We start from the raw sequence: 20,070 nt of genomic DNA on the forward strand, positions 1-20,070 counted from the left end.
GTGCAAGCCTGAGGTAGGGTGAGCGTTATGAATGAAACAGAATTTGCCTGGCGGCAGTAGCGCGGTGGTCCCACCTGACCCCATGCCGAACTCAGAAGTGAAACGCCGTAGCGCCGATGGTAGTGTGGGGTCTCCCCATGCGAGAGTAGGGAACTGCCAGGCATCAAACAAGTGAAAAGCCCTGTACTGACGTACAGGGCTTTTTGCTATGGGAAATTTGGGGAATATTGCAGGTGTCGGAAGGTAGTTACCGTGCCTATTCCTTCTTTTTTCTCAACCACTCGACGATAAACTCACCAATTTCACCAACGTTATTCAGATCTAAAACCCTGACACCGTCAAAGATAGGTGCGGAAGAGAGATCTGTAGCAACAGCGATCACATGATCGTCGATTAATTTATCCAAAAGCGTTCCAGCATTTTCTCTGTGAAGAAAAATCTTCTCAATTTTTTCATGCTTGAAACCTTCTACTAAAATTACATCCAGATCCTGGCAGTCAAAACGGCTGGCCAGATAGTTAAGATCAGGCTGATTTTGCAGAGGTGTTTCTGTCATAAGTGCCCATCGGCTACTGCTGGCGACCATTGTCTGGTCAGCACCGGCTTTGCGTAGCTCGAAGCTATCCTTTCCAGGAGTATCTACATCAACATTATGATGCGTATGCTTTATCAGACCGGTCCAGATACCACGTGAACGTAAATACGGAATGAGTTGTTTCAGCAACGTCGTCTTACCTGTTCCGCTGTATGCGACGATTCCAAGTAAAGGGGTCTGCGTGCTTTTCATCGTTTGAGATCTCGCTGGTTAGCCTTCCAAAGTTCAACATCCTCAGGCGTGTTGAGGTTTGAAAAATCTGCCGGATTATGGAAAAGAGCTGTTTGGGCGCCGATTTTTTCAAAGAAAATCATCAGCTTTCTATCACCATTTCCCAGATAAGATTTGAGCGCTGGAATGATTTTTCGGTTCAGCAGGCAAAGTGTCGGATGGGCTCTTTCAGGATCACGTGCATAAACGGCGTACTGCCCGCTAACTTCGGCCTGTAATACTTCAGCAAGATTGTCAGGGAAAGCAGGGACATCGCAGGGGACAAATAAAACCCATTCTGTTTTGCTCACTGACAATGCGGCAAGCATGCCTGCCAGCGGGCCTGAAAAGTCGGATGTCAGATCCGGGACTGTCTGAAAATCTCTTCCGTAACGTTCATTATTTCGGTTACAGCTGATCAGAATTTCACTGACCTGTGGTAGTAACTTCTCGGCGATATATTCGAATAAAGGCCGTCCGTTTACTTCTACCAGCCCTTTATCTTCGCCCATTCTCGTTGAGCGGCCACCTGCCAAAATAACGCCAGTAATGTCACTGCGGTTCATAATTTTTCCTGCCGGGGAGTCTGTATTCTGATGATTGTAACGTCTTACGATGAGGGCGGGCAGATTTAACTTTTACGTCGCAAGCCGGCTCTTCCCCAAAAGAAATAACCCTGTTATTTTTAGGGTCTGTAAGCTAATAGAGAGAAATAACATGAAAGAGCATCGCGTAAACGAGTTGATTGAATTACTGCATCCGGCATGGAAAGAAGACTGTGATCTGAACCTGATGGAGTTTATTCAGAAACTGGCAACGGAATGTGGTTATCAGGGGCCATTGGGTGAACTAAGCGATGACACCTTGATTTATCACCTTAAAATGCGTGGTACCGACAGCACAGCAGAAATCCCGGGGCTTAAAAAAGACTATGAGGATGACTTTAAAACCGCTCTTTTACGTGCCCGTGGCGTGATTAAAGATTGATGTAAACTTATGTGAACTTCATGCGTGCCGCTAAAAATAGATGATACTATTTCCCATTGTCATTTTTCTGTGCGGCCAATCCGAATGAAGTCATGAACAATTCAGCATTTAATTTTCAGGCATTGTCGCCGGATCTTATCCTTGATGCTTTAGAGAGTGTCGGTCTTATTGCTGAGTCCGGCCTCACTGCATTGAACAGCTACGAGAACCGGGTTTACCAATTTCTTGGTGAAGACCGAAAACGTTACGTCGTGAAATTCTACCGCCCGGAACGCTGGAGCGAAGAGCAAATTTACGAAGAGCACCGTTTCTCGCTTGATATGGCTGATGCTGAAATACCGGCTGTCGCTCCGCTTTCAATCAATAATGATACCCTCCATCGCCATCAGGGTTACCTGTTCACCGTGTTTCCCAGCGTAGGCGGACGTCAGTATGAAATCGATAATCTGGACCAGCTGGAATGGGTGGGTCGTTTCCTCGGTCGTATTCACCAGGTGGGTAGTCAGAGCCCGTTCAAAGTTCGTCCGACGATAGGTTTGGATGAGTATCTGACGCAGCCGCGGGAAGTTCTCGCGCAATGCTCCCTGATACCCTCCAGCCTGCGCGAACCTTTCTTATCCGCTACTGATAACCTGATCCGTACTACGCGGGAATTCTGGCATACGGACTGGCAGTCATTACGTTTACACGGTGATTGCCATCCGGGAAATATTCTCTGGCGTGATGGCCCGCTGTTTGTCGATATGGATGATGCCCGCACTGGCCCGGCCGTTCAGGACATGTGGATGTTGTTACATGGCGAGCAAAGTGAGCAACGAATTCAGTTAGATATCTTGCTGGAAGCTTATGAGGAATTCGCCGATTTTGATTCCAGCGAGCTGGCGTTAATTGAGCCGCTGCGTGCTATGCGCATGGTCTATTATCTGGCCTGGGTCGCGAAGCGTTGGGGTGATCCGGCGTTTCCAAAAAGCTTCCCGTGGATGCAGGACGAAGATTTTTGGCGTGGTCAGATATCCGCTTTCACCGAGCAAATTAAGAAATTACAGGCACCTCCTTTACAGCTGATGCCAATGTACTGAGTCACGATTAATGTTCGAAGTTTAATTAAATGGAGATAGGCTTTATATGAAAAAGATATTCCTGGCACTGGTTGGTATGGTTATGGCCTTCAGTGTATCTGCAGCACAGTTTTCTGATGGTGCACAGTACGTTACTTTAGATAAAACCGTTGCTAATGAACCACAGGTACTCGAGTTCTTCTCATTTTATTGCCCGCACTGCTATCAGTTCGAACAAGTCTGGCATGTATCAGACAGCATCCGTAAGAACCTGCCAAAAGATGTGAAATACACCAAATACCACGTGGAATTCCTGGGGCCTTTGGGTAAACAATTAACTCAGGCATGGGCTGTTGCTATTGCTCTGGGTGTTGAGGATAAAGTCAGCCCGCTGATGTTTGATGCCGTTCAGAAACAACAGTCTGTTCAGAATGCTGATGATATCCGTAAGGTCTTTATTCAGGCCGGTGTGAAAGGCGAAGACTACGATGCAGCCCTTAACAGCTTTGTAGTGAAATCATTGGTTGTTCAACAGGAAAAAGCCGCTGCCGATCTGGGTCTGCAAGGCGTACCTTCTGTATTTGTGAACGGCAAATATATGGTTAAAAATGACGGACTTGATACCAGCTCAATGGACAGTTACGTCAAACAATATTCTGATGTGATTAACTTCTTATCGACCAAAAAATAAGACGTTTTGATCCCAACGCCAGCCTCAGGGCTGGCGTTCTATTTTCATAAAATTAAAAATCGGAAATGATTACGGACGAAAATATAAATGTTTTCTGCCGGCAGTTATTTTTAATAAATATAACTATCCACAAAAGCTATTAAGTTTCTATTACACGATAATCCCCCGCCTGCTTTCTATAACCTGATGAAACCAGTAGTTAAAATTCTGTAATATTTTCCGGTACAATTCAGATAATAATCCCCTTTGGAAACTATTCACAAACTTATCCACAGGAAGATCCTTCGAGATCCCTCGCAAGTTCGCAATGATTTTTCCTCGCGAGGTTCGTCTTTCCGGCTGGCTATGGCATCCTTAGAGCATGTCTGATCACGAATAAAGAAGAGTTATGGCCCAGATAGCAGAAAACCCCTTAATCCTGGTAGACGGTTCGTCTTACCTCTATCGCGCTTATCATGCGTTCCCGCCGCTGACGAACTCTGCGGGTGAACCGACAGGCGCGATGTACGGTGTGCTTAACATGTTGCGCAGTTTATTGCTGCAATACACGCCAAGCCATGTCGCTGTGGTTTTCGACGCGAAAGGCAAAACCTTCCGTGACGAACTTTTTGAACAGTACAAATCCCATCGTCCTCCAATGCCTGATGATCTGCGCTCGCAGATAGAACCTTTGCACCAGATGGTTAAAGCTATGGGCTTGCCGCTGCTGGTGGTTTCCGGCGTAGAAGCTGACGACGTGATCGGCACTCTGGCACTGGAAGCGGAAAAGGCAGGTCATGCTGTTCTTATCAGTACCGGTGATAAAGATATGGCACAACTGGTGACACCGGGCGTGACGCTGATTAACACCATGAATAATGCGATTCTCGGGCCTGAAGAAGTCGTTGAGAAATATGGTGTACCGCCTGAACTGATTATCGATTTCCTGGCTCTGATGGGCGATTCTTCGGATAACATTCCGGGCGTGCCTGGCGTTGGAGAGAAAACAGCGCAAGCTCTGTTGCAGGGGATTGGTGGCCTTGATGCTTTATATGCAGACCTTGATAAAGTATCGACATTAAGTTTCCGTGGTTCGAAAACCATGGCTGCGAAGCTTGCTGACAATAAAGACGTCGCTTATCTGTCATATCAGCTGGCGACCATTAAAACAGATGTTAAGCTCGACTTAACCTGTGCAGAACTGACCGTTTCAGAACCTGATGCTGATGAGCTTCATCAGCTCTTTGGCCGTTATGAATTTAAACGCTGGCTGGCCGATGTTGAAGCTGGCACCTGGCTGAGCGGTAAGAAATCTGCTGTTAAGGCTTCTGCCACATCGAAAAAGAGTACTGACTCAACCGAAGTGGCCTCAGCAGAACCTCTTGAGCGCAATCAGCTTTCTCAGGACGGTTATGTCACGATTCTGGATCAGGCCACTCTGGATGAATGGATTGGTTATCTGAAAGCTTCTGACGTTTTCGCTTTCGATACAGAAACCGATGGTCTGGATACGCTGACGGCCAACCTGATTGGTCTGTCTTTCGCGACAGAAGCAGGCAAAGCCGCTTATCTGCCCGTTGCTCATGATTATCTGGACGCGCCGGTACAACTTGATCGCGATGACGTGCTTAAGCAACTTAAACCGTTGCTGGAAGATGAGAAGCAGCTGAAAGTCGGGCAGAACCTGAAATTCGATCGCGGCATCTTATTGCGCTATGACATCGAAATGAAAGGCATAGCCTACGACACGATGCTTGAATCCTATGTTCTCGACAGCGTATCTGGCCGTCATGATATGGACAGCCTTGCAGATCGCTACCTCGGTCATAAAACTGTAGGTTTCGAAGAGATCGCCGGGAAAGGCAAAAATCAGCTGACTTTCAACCAGATCGCACTGGAGCAGGCCGCGCCGTATGCAGCGGAAGATGCTGATGTTACGCTCCAATTGCATCAGGCGCTTTGGCCACGTATTCAGGAAAGTGAATCACTGAAGAAAGTCTTCACTGAAATTGAGATGCCTCTGGTGCCCGTTCTGTCTCATATCGAGCGCACCGGTGTTTTGATTGACCAGAATATTTTGGCCGCTCATTCCAAAGAGCTGGCAATCCGCCTGAATGAGCTGGAAAACAAAGCACACGAGCTGGCGGAAGAACCTTTCAACCTTTCTTCGACTAAGCAGCTTCAGGCTATTTTGTATGAAAAACAGAAATTGCCGATTCTGAAGAAAACGCCAGGTGGTGCTCCATCAACGAATGAAGAAGTTCTGGCTGAGCTGGCACTGGATTATCCGTTGCCAAAAGTAATTCTGGAATATCGCGGTCTGGCAAAGCTGAAGTCAACGTATACCGATAAGTTGCCTCTGATGATCAACCCGCAGTCTGGCCGGGTTCATACCTCTTACCACCAGGCGGTAACGGCTACCGGTCGTCTGTCATCCAGCGATCCAAACCTGCAAAACATTCCTGTGCGTAATGATGAAGGACGTCGTATTCGTCAGGCTTTTATTGCGCCAAAAGATTACATCATTCTGGCTGCCGACTACTCGCAAATTGAACTGCGTATCATGGCGCACTTATCCAAAGATGAAGGTTTGCTGAAAGCGTTTGCTGAAGGTAAAGATATCCACCGTGCAACCGCGGCGGAAGTCTTCGGTACGCCACTGGATAGCGTCACCGGTGAACAGCGTCGCAGCGCTAAGGCGATTAACTTTGGTCTGATTTATGGCATGAGTGCTTTTGGGTTATCCCGCCAGCTGAACATTCCCCGTAAAGAATCTCAGCGTTATATGGATTTGTATTTCGAGCGCTATCCGGGCGTACTTGAATACATGGAACGCACACGTACTCAGGCTTCTGAGCAGGGTTATGTAGAAACGCTTGATGGCCGCCGTCTGTATCTGCCGGATATCAAATCCAGTAATGCCATGCGCCGTAAAGGCGCCGAGCGTGCCGCAATCAACGCCCCGATGCAGGGAACAGCAGCGGACATTATCAAACGCGCGATGATCAGCGTTGCCGACTGGCTCAGGCAATCCGATGCTCCGCGTGCCCGCATTATCATGCAGGTACACGATGAACTGGTGTTCGAGGTGCATAAGGATGATGTCGATGCAGCAAGTGAGAAAATTCGTAATTTGATGGAGTCGAGCATGGAGCTCGCTGTTCCGCTCAAAGTGGATGTCGGTACGGGTGAAAACTGGGACCAGGCTCACTAAGCGGTCATTTGACTAAGTGGATAGTAATTAAGCTTTTTTTGTAATTAAGCTACAGGATTGTGTGCTCAGACCTTGAAGGTGATCGCATAATCCGCGATTTTTGTGTAAGTAAACTACAAAAAGTTCTTTTTCCCCGTCAGGAAATAGGGTAAAGTTTCTCTTGTAGGGTACAGAGGTAAGATGTTCTATCTTTCAGACCTTTTACTTCACGTAATCGGATTTGGCTGAATATTTTAGCCGCCCCAGGCATTTATGTCTGGGGCGTTTTTTATTGTGCTTTTCATGACGTTGCGATGGTTTCCCTCAAACGCAATCCATAAAAAAGGGCGACCTGCTGGCCACCCTGATGATGTTCTTTACTTACACATGCCATTCATAATGGCCGGTAACGTTATTCGCCGGACAATTCTTCTTCCAGCACTTCCGGTGGGATCTCGTTGAACCAGTTGTTCAGCTTATCGCTCAGTTTATCCACGCCCATTTTCTTCGGTGAAGAGAACGCTTCAACCTGAATATCGCCCATGAATTCTTTTACTGCTTCACGGACCATCTTGATCTGCGCCTGACGTGCACCGGAAGCCAGTTTATCGGCTTTGGTCAGCAGCAACATTACCGGCGTACCAACATCCACTGCCCACTGAATCATCTGCTGATCGAGATCTTTAAGCGGATGACGGATATCCATCAGCACAACCAGACCCTTCAGCGAATTACGCATTTGCAGATATTCGCCCAGCGCGCGCTGCCATTTGCGTTTCATTTCTTCCGGTACTTCTGCATAACCGTAACCCGGTAAGTCGACCAGACGGATGCCCGGTTTGACTTCGAACAGGTTGATCAGCTGAGTACGTCCCGGCGTTTTACTGGTACGTGCGAGGCTTTTTTGCTGCGTCAGCGTATTCAGCGCACTGGATTTGCCGGCGTTTGAACGACCAGCAAATGCGACTTCAATGCCTTCGTCAGCTGGCAGGTGCCGGATATCCGGGGCGCTCATGACGAAATGGGTCATATGATAGTTGTAAGTTTGGCTGGTCAAAACGTGCGTCTCCGTGAGGCATGAGTATCTGGCTGGCGATTATAACTGCAACAGAGCCGAGATGTGTTCGTGTTTTTGAAATCCGAATGATGAGGCGAAGGGACCACAGAGATGAAGGCGGGGGAAATTGCCTTCATGATGTAAGACATTTGCTATTCATGATGCGGGTTATTTCGCTTGTTTTATCGCCGTATTTATTAATTCTTATCGTAATCAACAAGATAAAATTTGAGTGTTTCCGAAACCTCACTGGCGGCTGGCGGGTATCTTGAGCCTTTGCGCCAGTCGGGTAAAGTAATTCTTACGCGATGAAGGTAAGTAGGGAAACACGGACGAATTCTGCATTCACGGATCACGGGAAATGCATTGCGATTTAAGGACGAACGGGGCCGGAGGCTCTGAAAGGCAAAGGAAAAACCGGGACGTTGACGCTATACAGGGAAAGTGTTTGATGAATATCCTTCAGACGAAGGAAAGAAAAAGGCAGCAAGGTTACCTTGCTGCCTTTTTTCTTTGTTCGCTTTCTGCTAGATTCCGCCGCAAATCTATACTAAATGTACACACCTAAGAGCAGATGCCATGAAACAGCCAGCGAAAGCACCACGCGCCAAAACCGCGACAGCTAAAACGAAGAAGAAAAGTCGTGTAGAGCTTGATATCGAAGCGCGCGAACGCAAGCGTGATAACAAGCGCCGTGGCCATAAAGCAGGCTCACGCGCCAATCCGGATGCGGCTCAGAATCAAAACGGTTCCGGCGCTAAGAAAGCCGATCCGCGCATCGGCAGCAAGAAAGCGGTGCCATTAATCGTTGAGACAGTAACGAACAATGCGGCGAAAGCTAAAAAAGCCGCGCAGCCGAAGCAAGATGCAAAACCAAAAATGACGCCGGAAGAAGAACTGACGTTGCTGGAAAATGATGAGCGTCTGGATTCACTCCTGGACCTTATCGATGACGGCAAAGCACTGAGCGCGGAAGATCAGGCTTACGTTGATCAGACGCTGGATCGTATTGATGTTCTGATGGAAATCCTCGGCATTGAACTCGGCGACGATGAAGATGACGAAGAAGAAGAGAAGAACGAAGACATGATGCAGTTGCTGAAGCGCGGAAATCCAAAAGACGGTTTCTAAGCCATGCGCTGGGTCGTCCCGGCAATAGCCTTACTCTTTGCATGTTATATGCTTTGGTTATTCGGTAAACTACGGCGGTTATCGAAAACCAAAGCACGTTTGCGCAGAGCGACCTTTGCACGGCAGGCCCAAAACCTGCCTGTAAGGCGAACCGGCAGCATCCGACGCCGGAAGGAGTAAGTCACCCCATGTCAGAACAGACAACCGTCTGGGATTTAGCGCTGATCCAGAAGTACAACTATTCAGGTCCGCGATACACATCCTATCCAACAGCACTCGAATTCAGCGAAAGCTACGATGATGCGGCCTTCAAAAAAGCGGCTGTGCGTTATCCAGAGCGTTTCCTTTCGCTGTATGTGCACATTCCTTTCTGCCATAAGCTCTGCTATTTCTGCGGCTGCAATAAACTGGTGACCCGCCAGCAGCATAAAGCCGAAGAATACCTTAACGTCCTAGAGAAAGAGATCAGCCACCGCGCACCGCTCTTTAAAGGCCGTCAGGTCAGCCAGCTGCACTGGGGCGGTGGTACTCCGACTTACCTTAATAAAGCGCAGATAAGCCGTCTGATGAGCCTTCTGCGGGCACACTTCGATATCCTGCCTGACGCCGAGATGTCGCTGGAAGTGGATCCGCGCGAAATAGAGCTGGATGTTCTCGATCATCTGCGCAACGAAGGTTTTAATCGTCTGAGTATGGGCGTGCAGGATTTCAATAAAGAAGTGCAGCGTCTGGTGAACCGCGAGCAGGACGAAGACTTCATTTTTGCGCTGATTGAACGGGCACGTGCGCTGGGTTTCAACTCCACCAATATCGATCTTATCTACGGCCTGCCAAAACAAACCGCAGAAAGTTTTGCGTATACACTGAAACGCGTGGCGCAGCTGAACCCCGATCGTCTGAGCGTTTTCAACTACGCGCATATGCCGAAATTGTTCGCCGCTCAGCGCAAAATCAAAGATGCCGATTTACCCGGCGCCGAAGAAAAACTGAAGATCTTGCAGGAAACCATCGCTTCGCTGACAGATTCCGGATACCGCTTCATAGGCATGGACCACTTTGCCCGCCCGGATGATGAACTGGCCGTGGCGCAGCGCGAAGGGAAATTGCATCGCAACTTCCAGGGCTACACCACGCAGGGCGACAACGATTTGTTAGGCATGGGCGTTTCGGCGATCAGCATGCTGGGCGACACCTATGCGCAGAATGAAAAAGACCTGAAAACCTACTATGACCGCGTAGAAGCTGAAGGAAATGCGCTGTGGCGGGGTCTGGAAATGACCGATGACGATTGCCTGCGCCGTGACGTAATCAAAGCACTGATCTGTCATTTTGAACTGGATTTTGCCGATATCGAGAAACGTCACGGGATTCAGTTTACGGATTACTTTGCCGATGATCTGGCCTTGCTTGAGCCGCTGGTCAAAGACGGTCTGGTGGAAGTCAGTGAAAACCTCATTCAGGTCACCCCGCGCGGCCGTCTGCTGATCCGCAATATCTGCATGTGTTTTGATATTTACCTGCGCCGCCAGGTTCGCCAGCAGCAATTTTCCCGCGTTATCTGACGTTCGCTGCACAAACAAAAACAGCCGCATTTGCGGCTGTTTTGCTTTCTGGCAATGACGTTATTCCATGCCGAGTTCTTTCAGTTTACGGGTCAGGGTATTTCGTCCCCAACCCAGTAATCGTGCAGCTTCCTGTTTGTGCCCCTGAGTATGGCGCAGCGCCGTAGTCAGCAGCGTACGCTCCATCTCCGGCTGTGCTTCTGACAACAGATTTTGATGACCGGAACGCAGGGCGCGATCGGCCCATTGTGCCAGCAGCGTTGCCCAGCTGTCCGGCAGGCTTTGCCCACCCGTCTCAGGCGCTGTCGTTTCAAACAATTCACTCGGTAAATCCTGAATCAACACTTCCTGACCGGCGGCCATAACGGTTAACCAGCGGCAGGTGTTTTCCAGCTGGCGCACGTTCCCTTGCCACGGCAGACGTGTCAGCGCCGTTTCAGTTTCAGGATGAAGATTTTTGGCTTCCACACCCAGCTCTTTCGCCGCAACTTGCAGGAAATAACGGGCCAGACGCGGAATATCTTCACGACGTTCACGCAGCGGAGGCAGATGGACGCGGATCACGTTCAGACGGTGGAATAAGTCCTCACGAAATTTGCCTTCCTGAACCCGTAACTCCAGATTCTGGTGGGTAGCCGCGATAATCCTGACATCCACTTTTACCGGCGCGTAGCCGCCAACCCGATAGAACTGCCCGTCAGCCAGCACGCGCAGCAGGCGGGTTTGAACATCAAGCGGCATATCACCGATTTCATCGAGGAACAGCGTGCCGTTATCGGCCTGCTCAAAACGTCCCTGACGTATGGTATTCGCCCCGGTAAATGCGCCTTTCTCGTGGCCAAATAACTCGGACTCAATCAGGTCTTTCGGGATCGCAGCCATATTCAGCGCGATAAAGGGCGCTTTGGCGCGCGGGCTGTGGCGATGCAAAGCATGGGCGACCAGCTCTTTACCGGTTCCGGATTCCCCGTTTATCAGCACACTGATTGAAGAGCGTGATAACCGGCCAATAATGCGGAAGACGTCCTGCATGGCTGGCGCTTCACCAATAATATCAGCCGTCGGGCCACTGGCAGGTTGGCTGCGCGCCGGTTGTTGTTGTTCCTGATAATGACTGATCGCACGCTCGACAAGCGCAACGGCTTCGTCGATGTCGAACGGTTTTGGCAGATAATCAAACGCACCTTGCTGATAGGCGCTGACCGCGGCATCCAGATCGGAATGCGCTGTCATTATGATGACCGGAAGCATCGGATGGCGCTGTTTAATCTGTTTTAACAGCGCTAAACCGTCCATGCCGGGCATACGGATATCTGATAACAAAACGTCAGGGGTTTGAGTCGCAATGGCATCAAGCACTTCATTGCCGCTGTCAAACGTGGTGCAGGTTAAACCGGCTCCAGTGAGCGCGCGTTCAAGTACCCAGCGGATGGAGCTATCGTCATCGACGATCCAGACTATCCCTCGTTGCATAAGAACCTCACTGGCGAATAGGCAGGAAAACCGAGAATTCGGTGTGTCCTGGCCAACTGTTAAATTCAACTTTACCCGAATGCTGATCAATCAAACTGCGCGCGATAGAGAGGCCCAAACCGGTGCCCCCTTCGCGGCCACTGACCATGGGGTAAAAAAGGGTGTCCTGCAAATGCGCCGGTACCCCGGGGCCGTCATCTTCAATATCGATACGGGCCACCAGACGATAACGCACGCCGTGTAACGTAATCTGGAAAGCCGTGCGTGTGCGCAAAGTAATTGTGCCGCCTTCGTCCCCGAGCGCCTGCAATGCGTTGCGGGTGATGTTCAGCAAAATCTGTTCTATCTGATCCGGATCGTGCGCCAGTTCTGGCAGGCTCGGGTCATAGTCTCTGACCAGCTGAACGTTATCCGGTTTTTCCATCGACACCAGCTGGCAAACACGTTCCGCAACCTGATGAATACTTTGTGTGATGTGCTGGCTTGGGCGTTGTGGCCCCAGCAGGCGATCAACCAGATTACGCAGACGGTCGGCCTGCTCGATAATGACTTTGGTGTATTCCAGCAGAGCCGGATCGGGCAGTGCTCTGGATAATAACTGGGCGGCACCACGCAGCCCGCCAAGCGGGTTTTTGATTTCATGGGCCAGGCCGCGGATCAAATCACGCGCGGCAACCTGTTGAGCATGCTGCAATTGTTCCTGACTCAGACGTCGCTGGTTATCCATCGGCGCCAGTTCGACCAGAATGAAACCTTCCGGCAGCATCTGCGCGGTCAGTGAAAGAACATGTGCGCGCCCATCGACAACCAGGGTCACTTCGCTGTCTGTAAAGCCCTGTCCGGCTGTCAGACTTTCACGCATTAAGTCGATATTGAGCGAAAAATATCCCACCAGTTCCGGCAAAGGGGTACCAAAGAGTTTGCGGGAACTTTGCGCCAGTAACTGCTGAGCGGCCGGGTTGGCGTAATGCACAGCCAATTCGTCGTCCAATAACAGAACGCTGTTGATTAAGGAATTCAGGATCTGCCCAGCATCGGGCAGCTTGCCAGTTGCCATACCGCAGTCTCCCGCACCTGATTGGTGCATTTTATCTCGCTACCCGGCGAAATCACGGGCCAGAGGGGTTAAGCAGGAAAGAGTGTGGAGAAAAAAGCCCATCCGGAGATGGGCTGAAAGTTTCCACGGCAACAAATAAAATCGTCTTACTTAATTTTGACGCTGAAGGCTTTGTTACAACCAGGCCATCAGTCGGGTATTACGCTCAGCGCCAGCCCAACAGCGGGCGCTGAGCTCAGGGTTTAATCAGAAATTAAACGCTGTAGTACAGTTCGAACTCAACAGGGTGCGGAGTCATACGCACACGGTCCATTTCTTCTTTACGCAGACTGATGTAAGCATCGATAGCGTCGTCAGTGAACACGCCGCCACGGGTCAGGAACTCGCGGTCTTCGTTCAGTGCGTTCAGAGCTTCTTCCAGTGAACCTGCAACTTTTGGAATTTCTGCTTCTTCTTCCGGTGGCAGGTCATACAGGTTTTTATCCATCGCATCGCCAGGGTGGATCTTGTTGATGATACCGTCCAGGCCGGCCATCATCAGTGCAGCAAACGCCAGGTATGGGTTAGCCGCTGGATCAGGGAAGCGAGCTTCGATACGCATGGCTTTAGGGCTGGATACGTGTGGAATACGGATAGAGGCAGAACGGTTACGTGCAGAATATGCCAGCATCACAGGTGCTTCGTAGCCCGGGACCAAACGCTTGTAGGAGTTTGTTGTCGGGTTAGCGTAGGCATTGATGGCTTTAGCGTGCTTGATGATACCGCCGATGTAGAACAGTGCCATTTCTGACAGGCCGCCGTATTTGTCGCCAGAGAACAGGTTGTTACCGTTCTTAGACAGAGACATGTGGCAGTGCATACCGGAACCGTTATCGCCAAACATTGGTTTTGGCATAAAGGTCGCAGTTTTGCCAAATGCGTGAGCCACGTTGTGAACCACGTATTTGTAGATTTGGATTTCGTCAGCTTTTTTGGTCAGCGTGTTGAAGCGGGTTGCCACTTCGTTCTGGCCAGCAGTGGCGACTTCGTGGTGGTGAGCTTCAACAACCAGACCCATTTCTTCCATGGTCAGACACATGGTAGAACGCAGATCCTGGGAGGAGTCGACCGGAGGAACCGGGAAGTAACCGCCTTTAACTGCAGGACGGTGGCCTTTGTTGCCGCCTTCGTATTTGGTGCTTGAGTTCCATGCGCCTTCGATATCATCGATAGCAACGTGGGAACCGGAGATGCTGCTGCCGAAGCGCACATCATCAAACAGGAAGAATTCTGGTTCTGGCCCGAACAGGACGGTATCCGCGATACCAGAAGAGCGCAGGAAGTCTTCTGCACGTTTTGCGGTAGAGCGTGGGTCGCGGTCATAACCTTGCAGCGTTGTTGGCTCAAGGATATCGCAGCGAATGATCAGCGTGGTTTCTTCGTAGAATGGGTCAAGAACAGCAGTGCTCGCGTCTGGCATCAGAACCATGTCAGATTCGTTAATGCCTTTCCAGCCACCGATTGATGAACCATCAAACATTTTGCCTTCTTCGAAGAAGTCAGCGCTAACCTGGTGCGCTGGAATGGTGACGTGCTGTTCTTTACCCTTGGTGTCAGTGAAACGCAAATCTACGAATTTCACTTCATGCTCATTCAGCATCGTCAAAACGTGTTCAGCGGACATACTAGTTCTCCCGAATTTCTCATTATCGTCGTGGAACGAATAACCATTTTTGGTCTTTAGTTGGAAATAACAGCTTTACTTGAACTGGCGTGTGGCCTAAACAGCACTATTATTTGTCTGGTCAGACTCTTTCACCCAGTAAAAACTTTTTACCCTAAAAAATTTTTACTCTAAAAACTATTAGCGAAAAGTGTGCCAACTTTGAGAAAATGCAAACAACGCCATTTTACAGGGCTTTTGCACTCAATAAGTATGCACCATAACGGAATTTATGCACTACAATGGTGCTAATCGTGAGATGCAAGGCACCAAAAAGGTGCGTCATAATGGTTCAGGGGTTCTTTTGCACCGTGAAAGGGATCACAAAGTAGCCATCCACAAGTTGTTTCAACAAGATCCTTGTGATCTTGTTTAGAACCTCGCTTAATACGTGTACAATAGCGCGCTATTTCTAATGCCTGAGGCAAAGCTGTGATCGAAAATTTGCGTAACATCGCCATTATTGCCCACGTTGACCATGGTAAAACCACCCTGGTCGACAAGCTGCTGCAACAATCCGGTACTTTCGGAGAACGTGTAGAAGCTACCGAACGCGTAATGGACTCCAACGATTTGGAGAAAGAGCGTGGGATTACCATCCTCGCAAAAAACACCGCCATTAATTGGAAAGACTACCGCATCAACATCGTGGATACCCCAGGACACGCCGACTTCGGCGGTGAGGTAGAGCGTGTGATGTCAATGGTCGACTCGGTGCTGCTGGTTGTGGATGCAATGGATGGCCCAATGCCGCAAACCCGTTTCGTGACCAAAAAAGCATTCGCTAATGGTCTGAAGCCGATCGTGGTAATCAACAAAGTTGACCGCCCTGGCGCGCGTCCTGACTGGGTTGTTGATCAGGTCTTCGACCTGTTCGTAAACCTGGACGCAACTGACGAACAACTCGATTTCCCAATCATCTATGCATCTGCACTGATGGGTATCGCGGGTAATGACCATAACGATATGGCCGAAGACATGACCCCGCTGTACCAGGCGATTGTTGACCACGTATCTCCGCCACAAGTTGAGATGGAAGCACCTTTCCAGATGCAAATCTCTCAGCTGGACTACAACAACTATGTTGGCGTCATCGGCATCGGTCGTATCAAACGCGGTACTGTTAAACCTAACCAGCAGATCACTGTGATCGACAGCGAAGGTAAAACCCGTAACGGTAAAGTCGGTAAAGTTCTGACCCATATGGGTCTTGAGCGTATCGAAGCGACCGTTGCTGAAGCTGGCGACATCATCGCGATCACCGGTTTGGGTGAGCTGAACATTTCCGACACTATCTGTGACCCGGCAAATGTTGAAGCTCTGCCAGCGCTGAGCGTTGATGAACCAACCGTTACCATGTACTTCTGCGTTAACACCTCTCCGTTCTGTGGCAAAGAAGGTAAGTATGTGACTTCACGTCAGATCCTTGACCGTCTGAACAAAGAACTGGTGCACAACGTAGCATTGCGTGTTGAAGAAACTGAAGATGCTGATGCATTCCGTGTTTCAGGCCGTGGTGAACTTCACCTGTCGGTTCTGATCGAAAACATGCGTCGTGAAGGTTTCGAGCTGGCGGTTTCCCGTCCTAAAGTAATCAACCGTAAAATCGATGGCCGCATGCAAGAGCCATTCGAGAACGTGACACTGGATATCGAAGAGCAACACCAGGGTTCTGTAATGCAGGCCATGGGTGAGCGTAAAGGCGATGTCAAAGACATGATCCCAGACGGCAAAGGTCGTATCCGTCTTGATTACCTGATCCCAGCACGTGGCCTGATCGGCTTCCGTACTGAATTCATGACCATGACTTCAGGTACCGGTCTGCTGTACTCCACATTCAGCCACTACGATGACGTCCGTCAGGGCGAAATCGGTCAGCGTCAGAACGGCGTTCTGATTTCCAACGGTCAGGGTAAAGCAGTTGCGTTCGCACTGTTCAGCCTGCAAGACCGCGGTAAATTGTTCCTGGGCCACGGCGCAGAAGTGTATGAAGGCCAGATCATCGGTATTCACTCACGTTCTAACGACCTGACCGTGAACTGCCTGACCGGTAAGAAACTGACCAACATGCGTGCGTCCGGTACTGACGAAGCAACGACTCTGGTTCCTGCTATCAAAATGTCTCTGGAGCAAGCTCTGGAATTCATCGATGATGACGAACTGGTCGAAGTGACTCCTCAGTCTGTACGTATCCGTAAACGTCACCTGACCGAGAATGACCGTAAACGTGCAATGCGTGGTCCAAAAGAAGGTTAATCTTCTTTTACGCAAGCCGTTACACAGAAGCAGGGTGCCTTTGGGTACCCTGTTTTTTTTTGTGTTTTTTTTCCAAACCTGCACTAAACCCCGCGCATCTGTCACTGTTCACCTGTACGTTTTACCGCTAAAGTTAAAAGTCATCTTTGAAATCAGGAGCGTGCAATGCTGTACATTTTTGATATGGGAAACGTCATTATTGATATTGATTTCAAACGTGTTCTTGGCGTGTGGAGCCATCTTAGCGGTACGCCGCTGGCCACGCTGACGGAGCGATTCTCGATGGGCGAGGTATTCCAGAAGCACGAGCGTGGCGAAATCAGCGATGAACAGTTTGCCGCCGACTTATGCCATGAAATGGGCATAGCGCTCAGTTTCGAGCAGTTCAGCGCGGGCTGGCAAGCTATCTTCGTCGGGTTGAGGCCTGAGGTGATCACGGTATTCAAAAAGCTGCGCGAAGAAGGCCATCGCGTTGTCGTATTGTCGAATACCAACCGCCTGCATTTGGATTTCTGGCCGCATCACTATCCTGAAATCGAAGCCAATACCGACGCTATGTACCTCTCGCAAAATTTGGGTATGCGTAAACCCGAGCCGGAAATTTTTCAGCATGTGCTTGAAAAAGAAGGTTTCAGCGCAAGTGAGGCGGTATTCTTTGATGATGTCGCAGAAAACATTGAAGCTGCCCGGGCGGCCGGAATTGAAGCCGTTTGGGTGGAAGATAATCAAACCGTACCAAAATACTTTTCCTGAAGGATGAAAGGATGCAGAAAAGGGCACTGAGCCACTACCCGAAATCATTGTGGAAATTCACCCACCTGCTCTTAAAGCGTTCAGATAAAGATGGCCTGACGCTCCTTGCGGGCCATTTAGCCTATGTCTCTTTGTTGTCGCTGGTGCCGCTGATTGCGGTGGTCTTTTCATTGTTTGCGCTGTTTCCGGTGTTTTCGGATATCAGCGCGCAGCTCAAAACATTCATTTTTTCCAATTTCATGCCGGCGACCGGCAACGTCATCCAGCGCTACCTCGAACAGTTTGTCGCAAACTCCAGCAAAATGACGGCGGTGGGCACCTGCGGGTTAATCGTCACTGCGTTGTTGCTGATCGCGTCCGTCGACAGCGTGCTGAACAAAATTTGGGACAGCAAAACGAAACGCCCGATCGTCTTCTCTTTTGCTGTTTACTGGATGGTGCTGACGCTCGGGCCGATCCTCCTGGTGGCCAGCGTGGCGGTCAGTTCATACCTTCTCTCGCTGAACTGGCTGAACATCAGCGGCGTGCATTCCGTCATCGATCATTCCCTGAGGGTTCTTCCGTTGCTGATCTCCTGGGTTTCGTTCTGGCTGCTGTATCAGGTGGTGCCAACGGTCCGGGTTCCGTCAAAAGATGCACTGGTCGGCGCGCTGGTTTCCGGTGCATTATTTGAATTGAGTAAAAAAATCTTCGCCCTGTATATTCAGCTTTTCCCGTCTTATCAGTTGATTTACGGTGTACTGGCGGTGATTCCGATTTTATTTCTTTGGGTCTATGTCAGCTGGTGTATCGTGCTTCTTGGCGCGGAAATCACCGTTACGCTTGGCGAGTTCCGTTCCCTGAGAAAATTGCAGTCTGCTCAGCAAGTAGCAGCAGAAAAATCAGTCTGAAGGATTTGTATGATTGCGTTAATTCAGCGGGTATTGAATGCCAGCGTGACCATCGACGGAAGCGTCTGTGGTGAAATCGGGCCAGGGTTGCTGGTTTTGCTGGGGGTTGAGCGGGGCGATGACGAACAAAAAGCCAAACGTCTTTGTGAACGGGTGATTGGGTACCGGATATTTGGTGACGAGAATGACAAAATGAACCTGAACGTTCCGCAGGCTGGCGGCAGTTTGCTGGTGGTTTCGCAGTTTACGCTGGCGGCGGACACTCAAAAAGGCATGCGTCCGGGGTTCTCACAGGGCGCAGAGCCGCAGGAGGCCGACCGTTTGTATCAGTATTTTTGCGGGCAATGCCGTGAAAAAGGTATTGCTACCGAAACGGGCCGTTTCGCCGCGGATATGAAAGTGGCACTGGTGAATGACGGGCCGGTGACCTTCTGGCTACAAGTCTGATCGATAAGGCATAACGCCGGAGAGAAAGCATCTATGTATCACCTGAGAGTACCGACGACCGAAAAAGAGCTGGCCGCCTATTACCGATTCCGCTGGGAAATGCTGCGCAAGCCGTTGCATCAGCCGGAAGGTTCAGAACGTGATGCCTACGATTCGATTGCGCATCACCAGATGGTTGTGGATGAAAACGGCGATCCGGTTGCGGTAGGTCGTTTATATATTAATGCCGATAACGAGGCTTCAATCCGTTTTCTGGCCGTTGATCCGAATGTACAGGACAAAGGATTGGGGACGCTGGTGGCGATGACGCTGGAGTCTGTCGCCCGTCAGGAAGGCGTGAAGCGTGTGGTGTGTAGCGCGCGTGAAGATGCCGTGGAATTCTTCGCCAAGCTGGGTTTTGTGAATCAGGGCGAAATCACCACGCCGCAAACGACGCCGGTTCGCCATTTCCTGATGATCAAACCCATTGAAACGCTGGACGATATTTTGCATCGCCCGGACTGGTGCGGTCAGTTGCAGCAGGCCTGGTACGATCACATCCCGCTGAGTGAAAAAATGGGTGTGCGTATCAGCCAGTACACTGGCCAGAGATTCGTAACCACGATGCCGGAAACGGGCAATCAGAATCCTCATCACACCTTGTTTGCAGGCAGCTTGTTCTCGCTGGCCACACTGACTGGCTGGGGGCTCATCTGGTTATTGCTGCGTGAGCGCCATCTGGGCGGCACTATCGTGCTGGCCGATGCACATATCCGTTACAGCACGCCGGTGACCGGCAGACCGCGTGCCATCGCCGATTTGGGCTCTGTCCGGGGCGACCTTGACCGGCTGGCCCGCGGACGCAAAGCGCGCGTGCAGCTTGAAGTGAATTTATACGGCGACGAAACTGATGGCGCAGTATTTGAAGGTACTTATCTGGTTCTTCCCGCCGCTCCCAGCGCGCCGCTGGAACCTGAAATCAACTGATTCGCTTTCCGTAAAAAACAAAAAGGCACCGTGCAAACGGTGCCTTTTTACGTTCAGATGCGG

General features: G+C 50.1%; 17 protein-coding genes and 1 rRNA gene. 12 read left to right on the top strand and 6 right to left on the bottom strand.

Annotated features, from left to right (window positions below; genetic code table 11):
* Positions 1-46: 46 nt before the first annotated feature.
* Positions 47-162: ribosomal RNA gene (rrf, locus tag KWG64_RS21745) — 5S ribosomal RNA — on the top strand.
* A gap of 94 nt (positions 163-256) precedes the next feature.
* Here rrf and mobB read toward each other — a convergent pair.
* Together mobB and mobA are read right to left on the bottom strand one after the other, a co-directional pair.
* Entirely contained in the window at positions 257-787 is a 531-nt protein-coding gene (mobB, locus tag KWG64_RS21750; RefSeq protein WP_218523106.1) for a molybdopterin-guanine dinucleotide biosynthesis protein MobB, read from the bottom strand.
* Entirely contained in the window at positions 784-1,371 is a 588-nt protein-coding gene (gene mobA, locus KWG64_RS21755) for a molybdenum cofactor guanylyltransferase MobA (RefSeq protein WP_218523107.1), read from the bottom strand. The genes mobB and mobA overlap by 4 nt, the downstream gene beginning before the upstream one ends.
* Positions 1,372-1,522: 151 nt before the next feature.
* On the opposite strand from mobA, the gene KWG64_RS21760 reads away from it, so the two are divergent.
* The 4 genes from KWG64_RS21760 (at position 1,523) to polA (ending at position 6,734) form a co-directional block, all read left to right on the top strand.
* Positions 1,523-1,792, top strand: a complete 270-nt coding sequence (locus KWG64_RS21760; RefSeq protein WP_101079961.1) for a YihD family protein — start codon at positions 1,523-1,525, stop codon at positions 1,790-1,792.
* Positions 1,793-1,884: 92 nt separating this feature from the next.
* Positions 1,885-2,871, top strand: a complete 987-nt coding sequence (locus KWG64_RS21765; protein ID WP_218523108.1) for a serine/threonine protein kinase — start codon at positions 1,885-1,887, stop codon at positions 2,869-2,871.
* Between the two features lie 46 nt (positions 2,872-2,917).
* Complete coding sequence (gene dsbA, locus KWG64_RS21770; RefSeq protein WP_101079959.1) at positions 2,918-3,541, top strand: thiol:disulfide interchange protein DsbA; 624 nt, start codon at positions 2,918-2,920, stop codon at positions 3,539-3,541.
* A 388-nt stretch (positions 3,542-3,929) separates the two neighbouring features.
* Positions 3,930-6,734 (top strand): DNA polymerase I, encoded by a 2,805-nt coding sequence (gene polA, locus KWG64_RS21775; RefSeq protein WP_218523109.1) that lies wholly within the window; start codon positions 3,930-3,932, stop codon positions 6,732-6,734.
* 391 nt (positions 6,735-7,125) lie between these two features.
* Here the strand turns inward: polA and yihA are convergent, their stop codons facing one another.
* Positions 7,126-7,770, bottom strand: a complete 645-nt coding sequence (yihA, locus tag KWG64_RS21780; protein ID WP_152324939.1) for a ribosome biogenesis GTP-binding protein YihA/YsxC — start codon at positions 7,768-7,770, stop codon at positions 7,126-7,128.
* A 579-nt stretch (positions 7,771-8,349) separates the two neighbouring features.
* On the opposite strand from yihA, the gene yihI reads away from it, so the two are divergent.
* Together yihI and hemN are read left to right on the top strand one after the other, a co-directional pair.
* A complete protein-coding gene (gene yihI, locus KWG64_RS21785; protein WP_152324940.1) occupies positions 8,350-8,901 on the top strand; it encodes a Der GTPase-activating protein YihI in 552 nt (183 codons plus the stop codon).
* Between the two features lie 188 nt (positions 8,902-9,089).
* The gene (hemN, locus tag KWG64_RS21790) at positions 9,090-10,463 is read left to right on the top strand and encodes an oxygen-independent coproporphyrinogen III oxidase (protein ID WP_218523110.1); all 1,374 of its coding nucleotides are present in this window, start codon (positions 9,090-9,092) and stop codon (positions 10,461-10,463) included.
* Between the two features lie 60 nt (positions 10,464-10,523).
* On the opposite strand, the gene glnG is transcribed toward hemN, so the two are convergent.
* From glnG to glnA, 3 genes are all read right to left on the bottom strand, one after another.
* Positions 10,524-11,936 carry a nitrogen regulation protein NR(I) gene (gene glnG, locus KWG64_RS21795; protein WP_101079953.1) on the bottom strand — a complete coding sequence of 471 codons (1,413 nt, stop codon included), beginning with the start codon at positions 11,934-11,936 and terminating at the stop codon, positions 10,524-10,526.
* A gap of 7 nt (positions 11,937-11,943) precedes the next feature.
* Positions 11,944-12,993 (bottom strand): nitrogen regulation protein NR(II), encoded by a 1,050-nt coding sequence (glnL, locus tag KWG64_RS21800; RefSeq protein WP_218523111.1) that lies wholly within the window; start codon positions 12,991-12,993, stop codon positions 11,944-11,946.
* 253 nt (positions 12,994-13,246) lie between these two features.
* Complete coding sequence (gene glnA / locus KWG64_RS21805; RefSeq protein WP_218523112.1) at positions 13,247-14,656, bottom strand: glutamate--ammonia ligase; 1,410 nt, start codon at positions 14,654-14,656, stop codon at positions 13,247-13,249.
* A 471-nt stretch (positions 14,657-15,127) separates the two neighbouring features.
* Between glnA and typA the strand changes: the two genes are divergently transcribed.
* From typA to fabY, 5 genes are all read left to right on the top strand, one after another.
* Positions 15,128-16,951 carry a ribosome-dependent GTPase TypA gene (gene typA, locus KWG64_RS21810; protein ID WP_152324949.1) on the top strand — a complete coding sequence of 608 codons (1,824 nt, stop codon included), beginning with the start codon at positions 15,128-15,130 and terminating at the stop codon, positions 16,949-16,951.
* A gap of 165 nt (positions 16,952-17,116) precedes the next feature.
* Positions 17,117-17,704, top strand: coding sequence for a glucose-1-phosphatase (gene yihX / locus KWG64_RS21815; RefSeq protein WP_195816108.1), 588 nt, complete (start codon positions 17,117-17,119; stop codon positions 17,702-17,704).
* Between the two features lie 11 nt (positions 17,705-17,715).
* Positions 17,716-18,594: a virulence factor BrkB family protein gene (locus KWG64_RS21820; protein ID WP_195816109.1), complete on the top strand. Its 879-nt coding sequence runs from the start codon at positions 17,716-17,718 to the stop codon at positions 18,592-18,594.
* Positions 18,595-18,603: 9 nt separating this feature from the next.
* Positions 18,604-19,041: a D-aminoacyl-tRNA deacylase gene (gene dtd, locus KWG64_RS21825; RefSeq protein ID WP_218523113.1), complete on the top strand. Its 438-nt coding sequence runs from the start codon at positions 18,604-18,606 to the stop codon at positions 19,039-19,041.
* A gap of 33 nt (positions 19,042-19,074) precedes the next feature.
* On the top strand, positions 19,075-20,007 hold the full coding sequence (fabY, locus tag KWG64_RS21830; RefSeq protein WP_218523114.1) for a fatty acid biosynthesis protein FabY: 933 nt from the start codon (positions 19,075-19,077) through the stop codon (positions 20,005-20,007).
* Positions 20,008-20,070: the final 63 nt, after the last annotated feature.

This window comes from Rahnella sp. PD12R (genome assembly GCF_019200965.1).
GTDB lineage: Bacteria > Pseudomonadota > Gammaproteobacteria > Enterobacterales > Enterobacteriaceae > Rahnella > Rahnella laticis.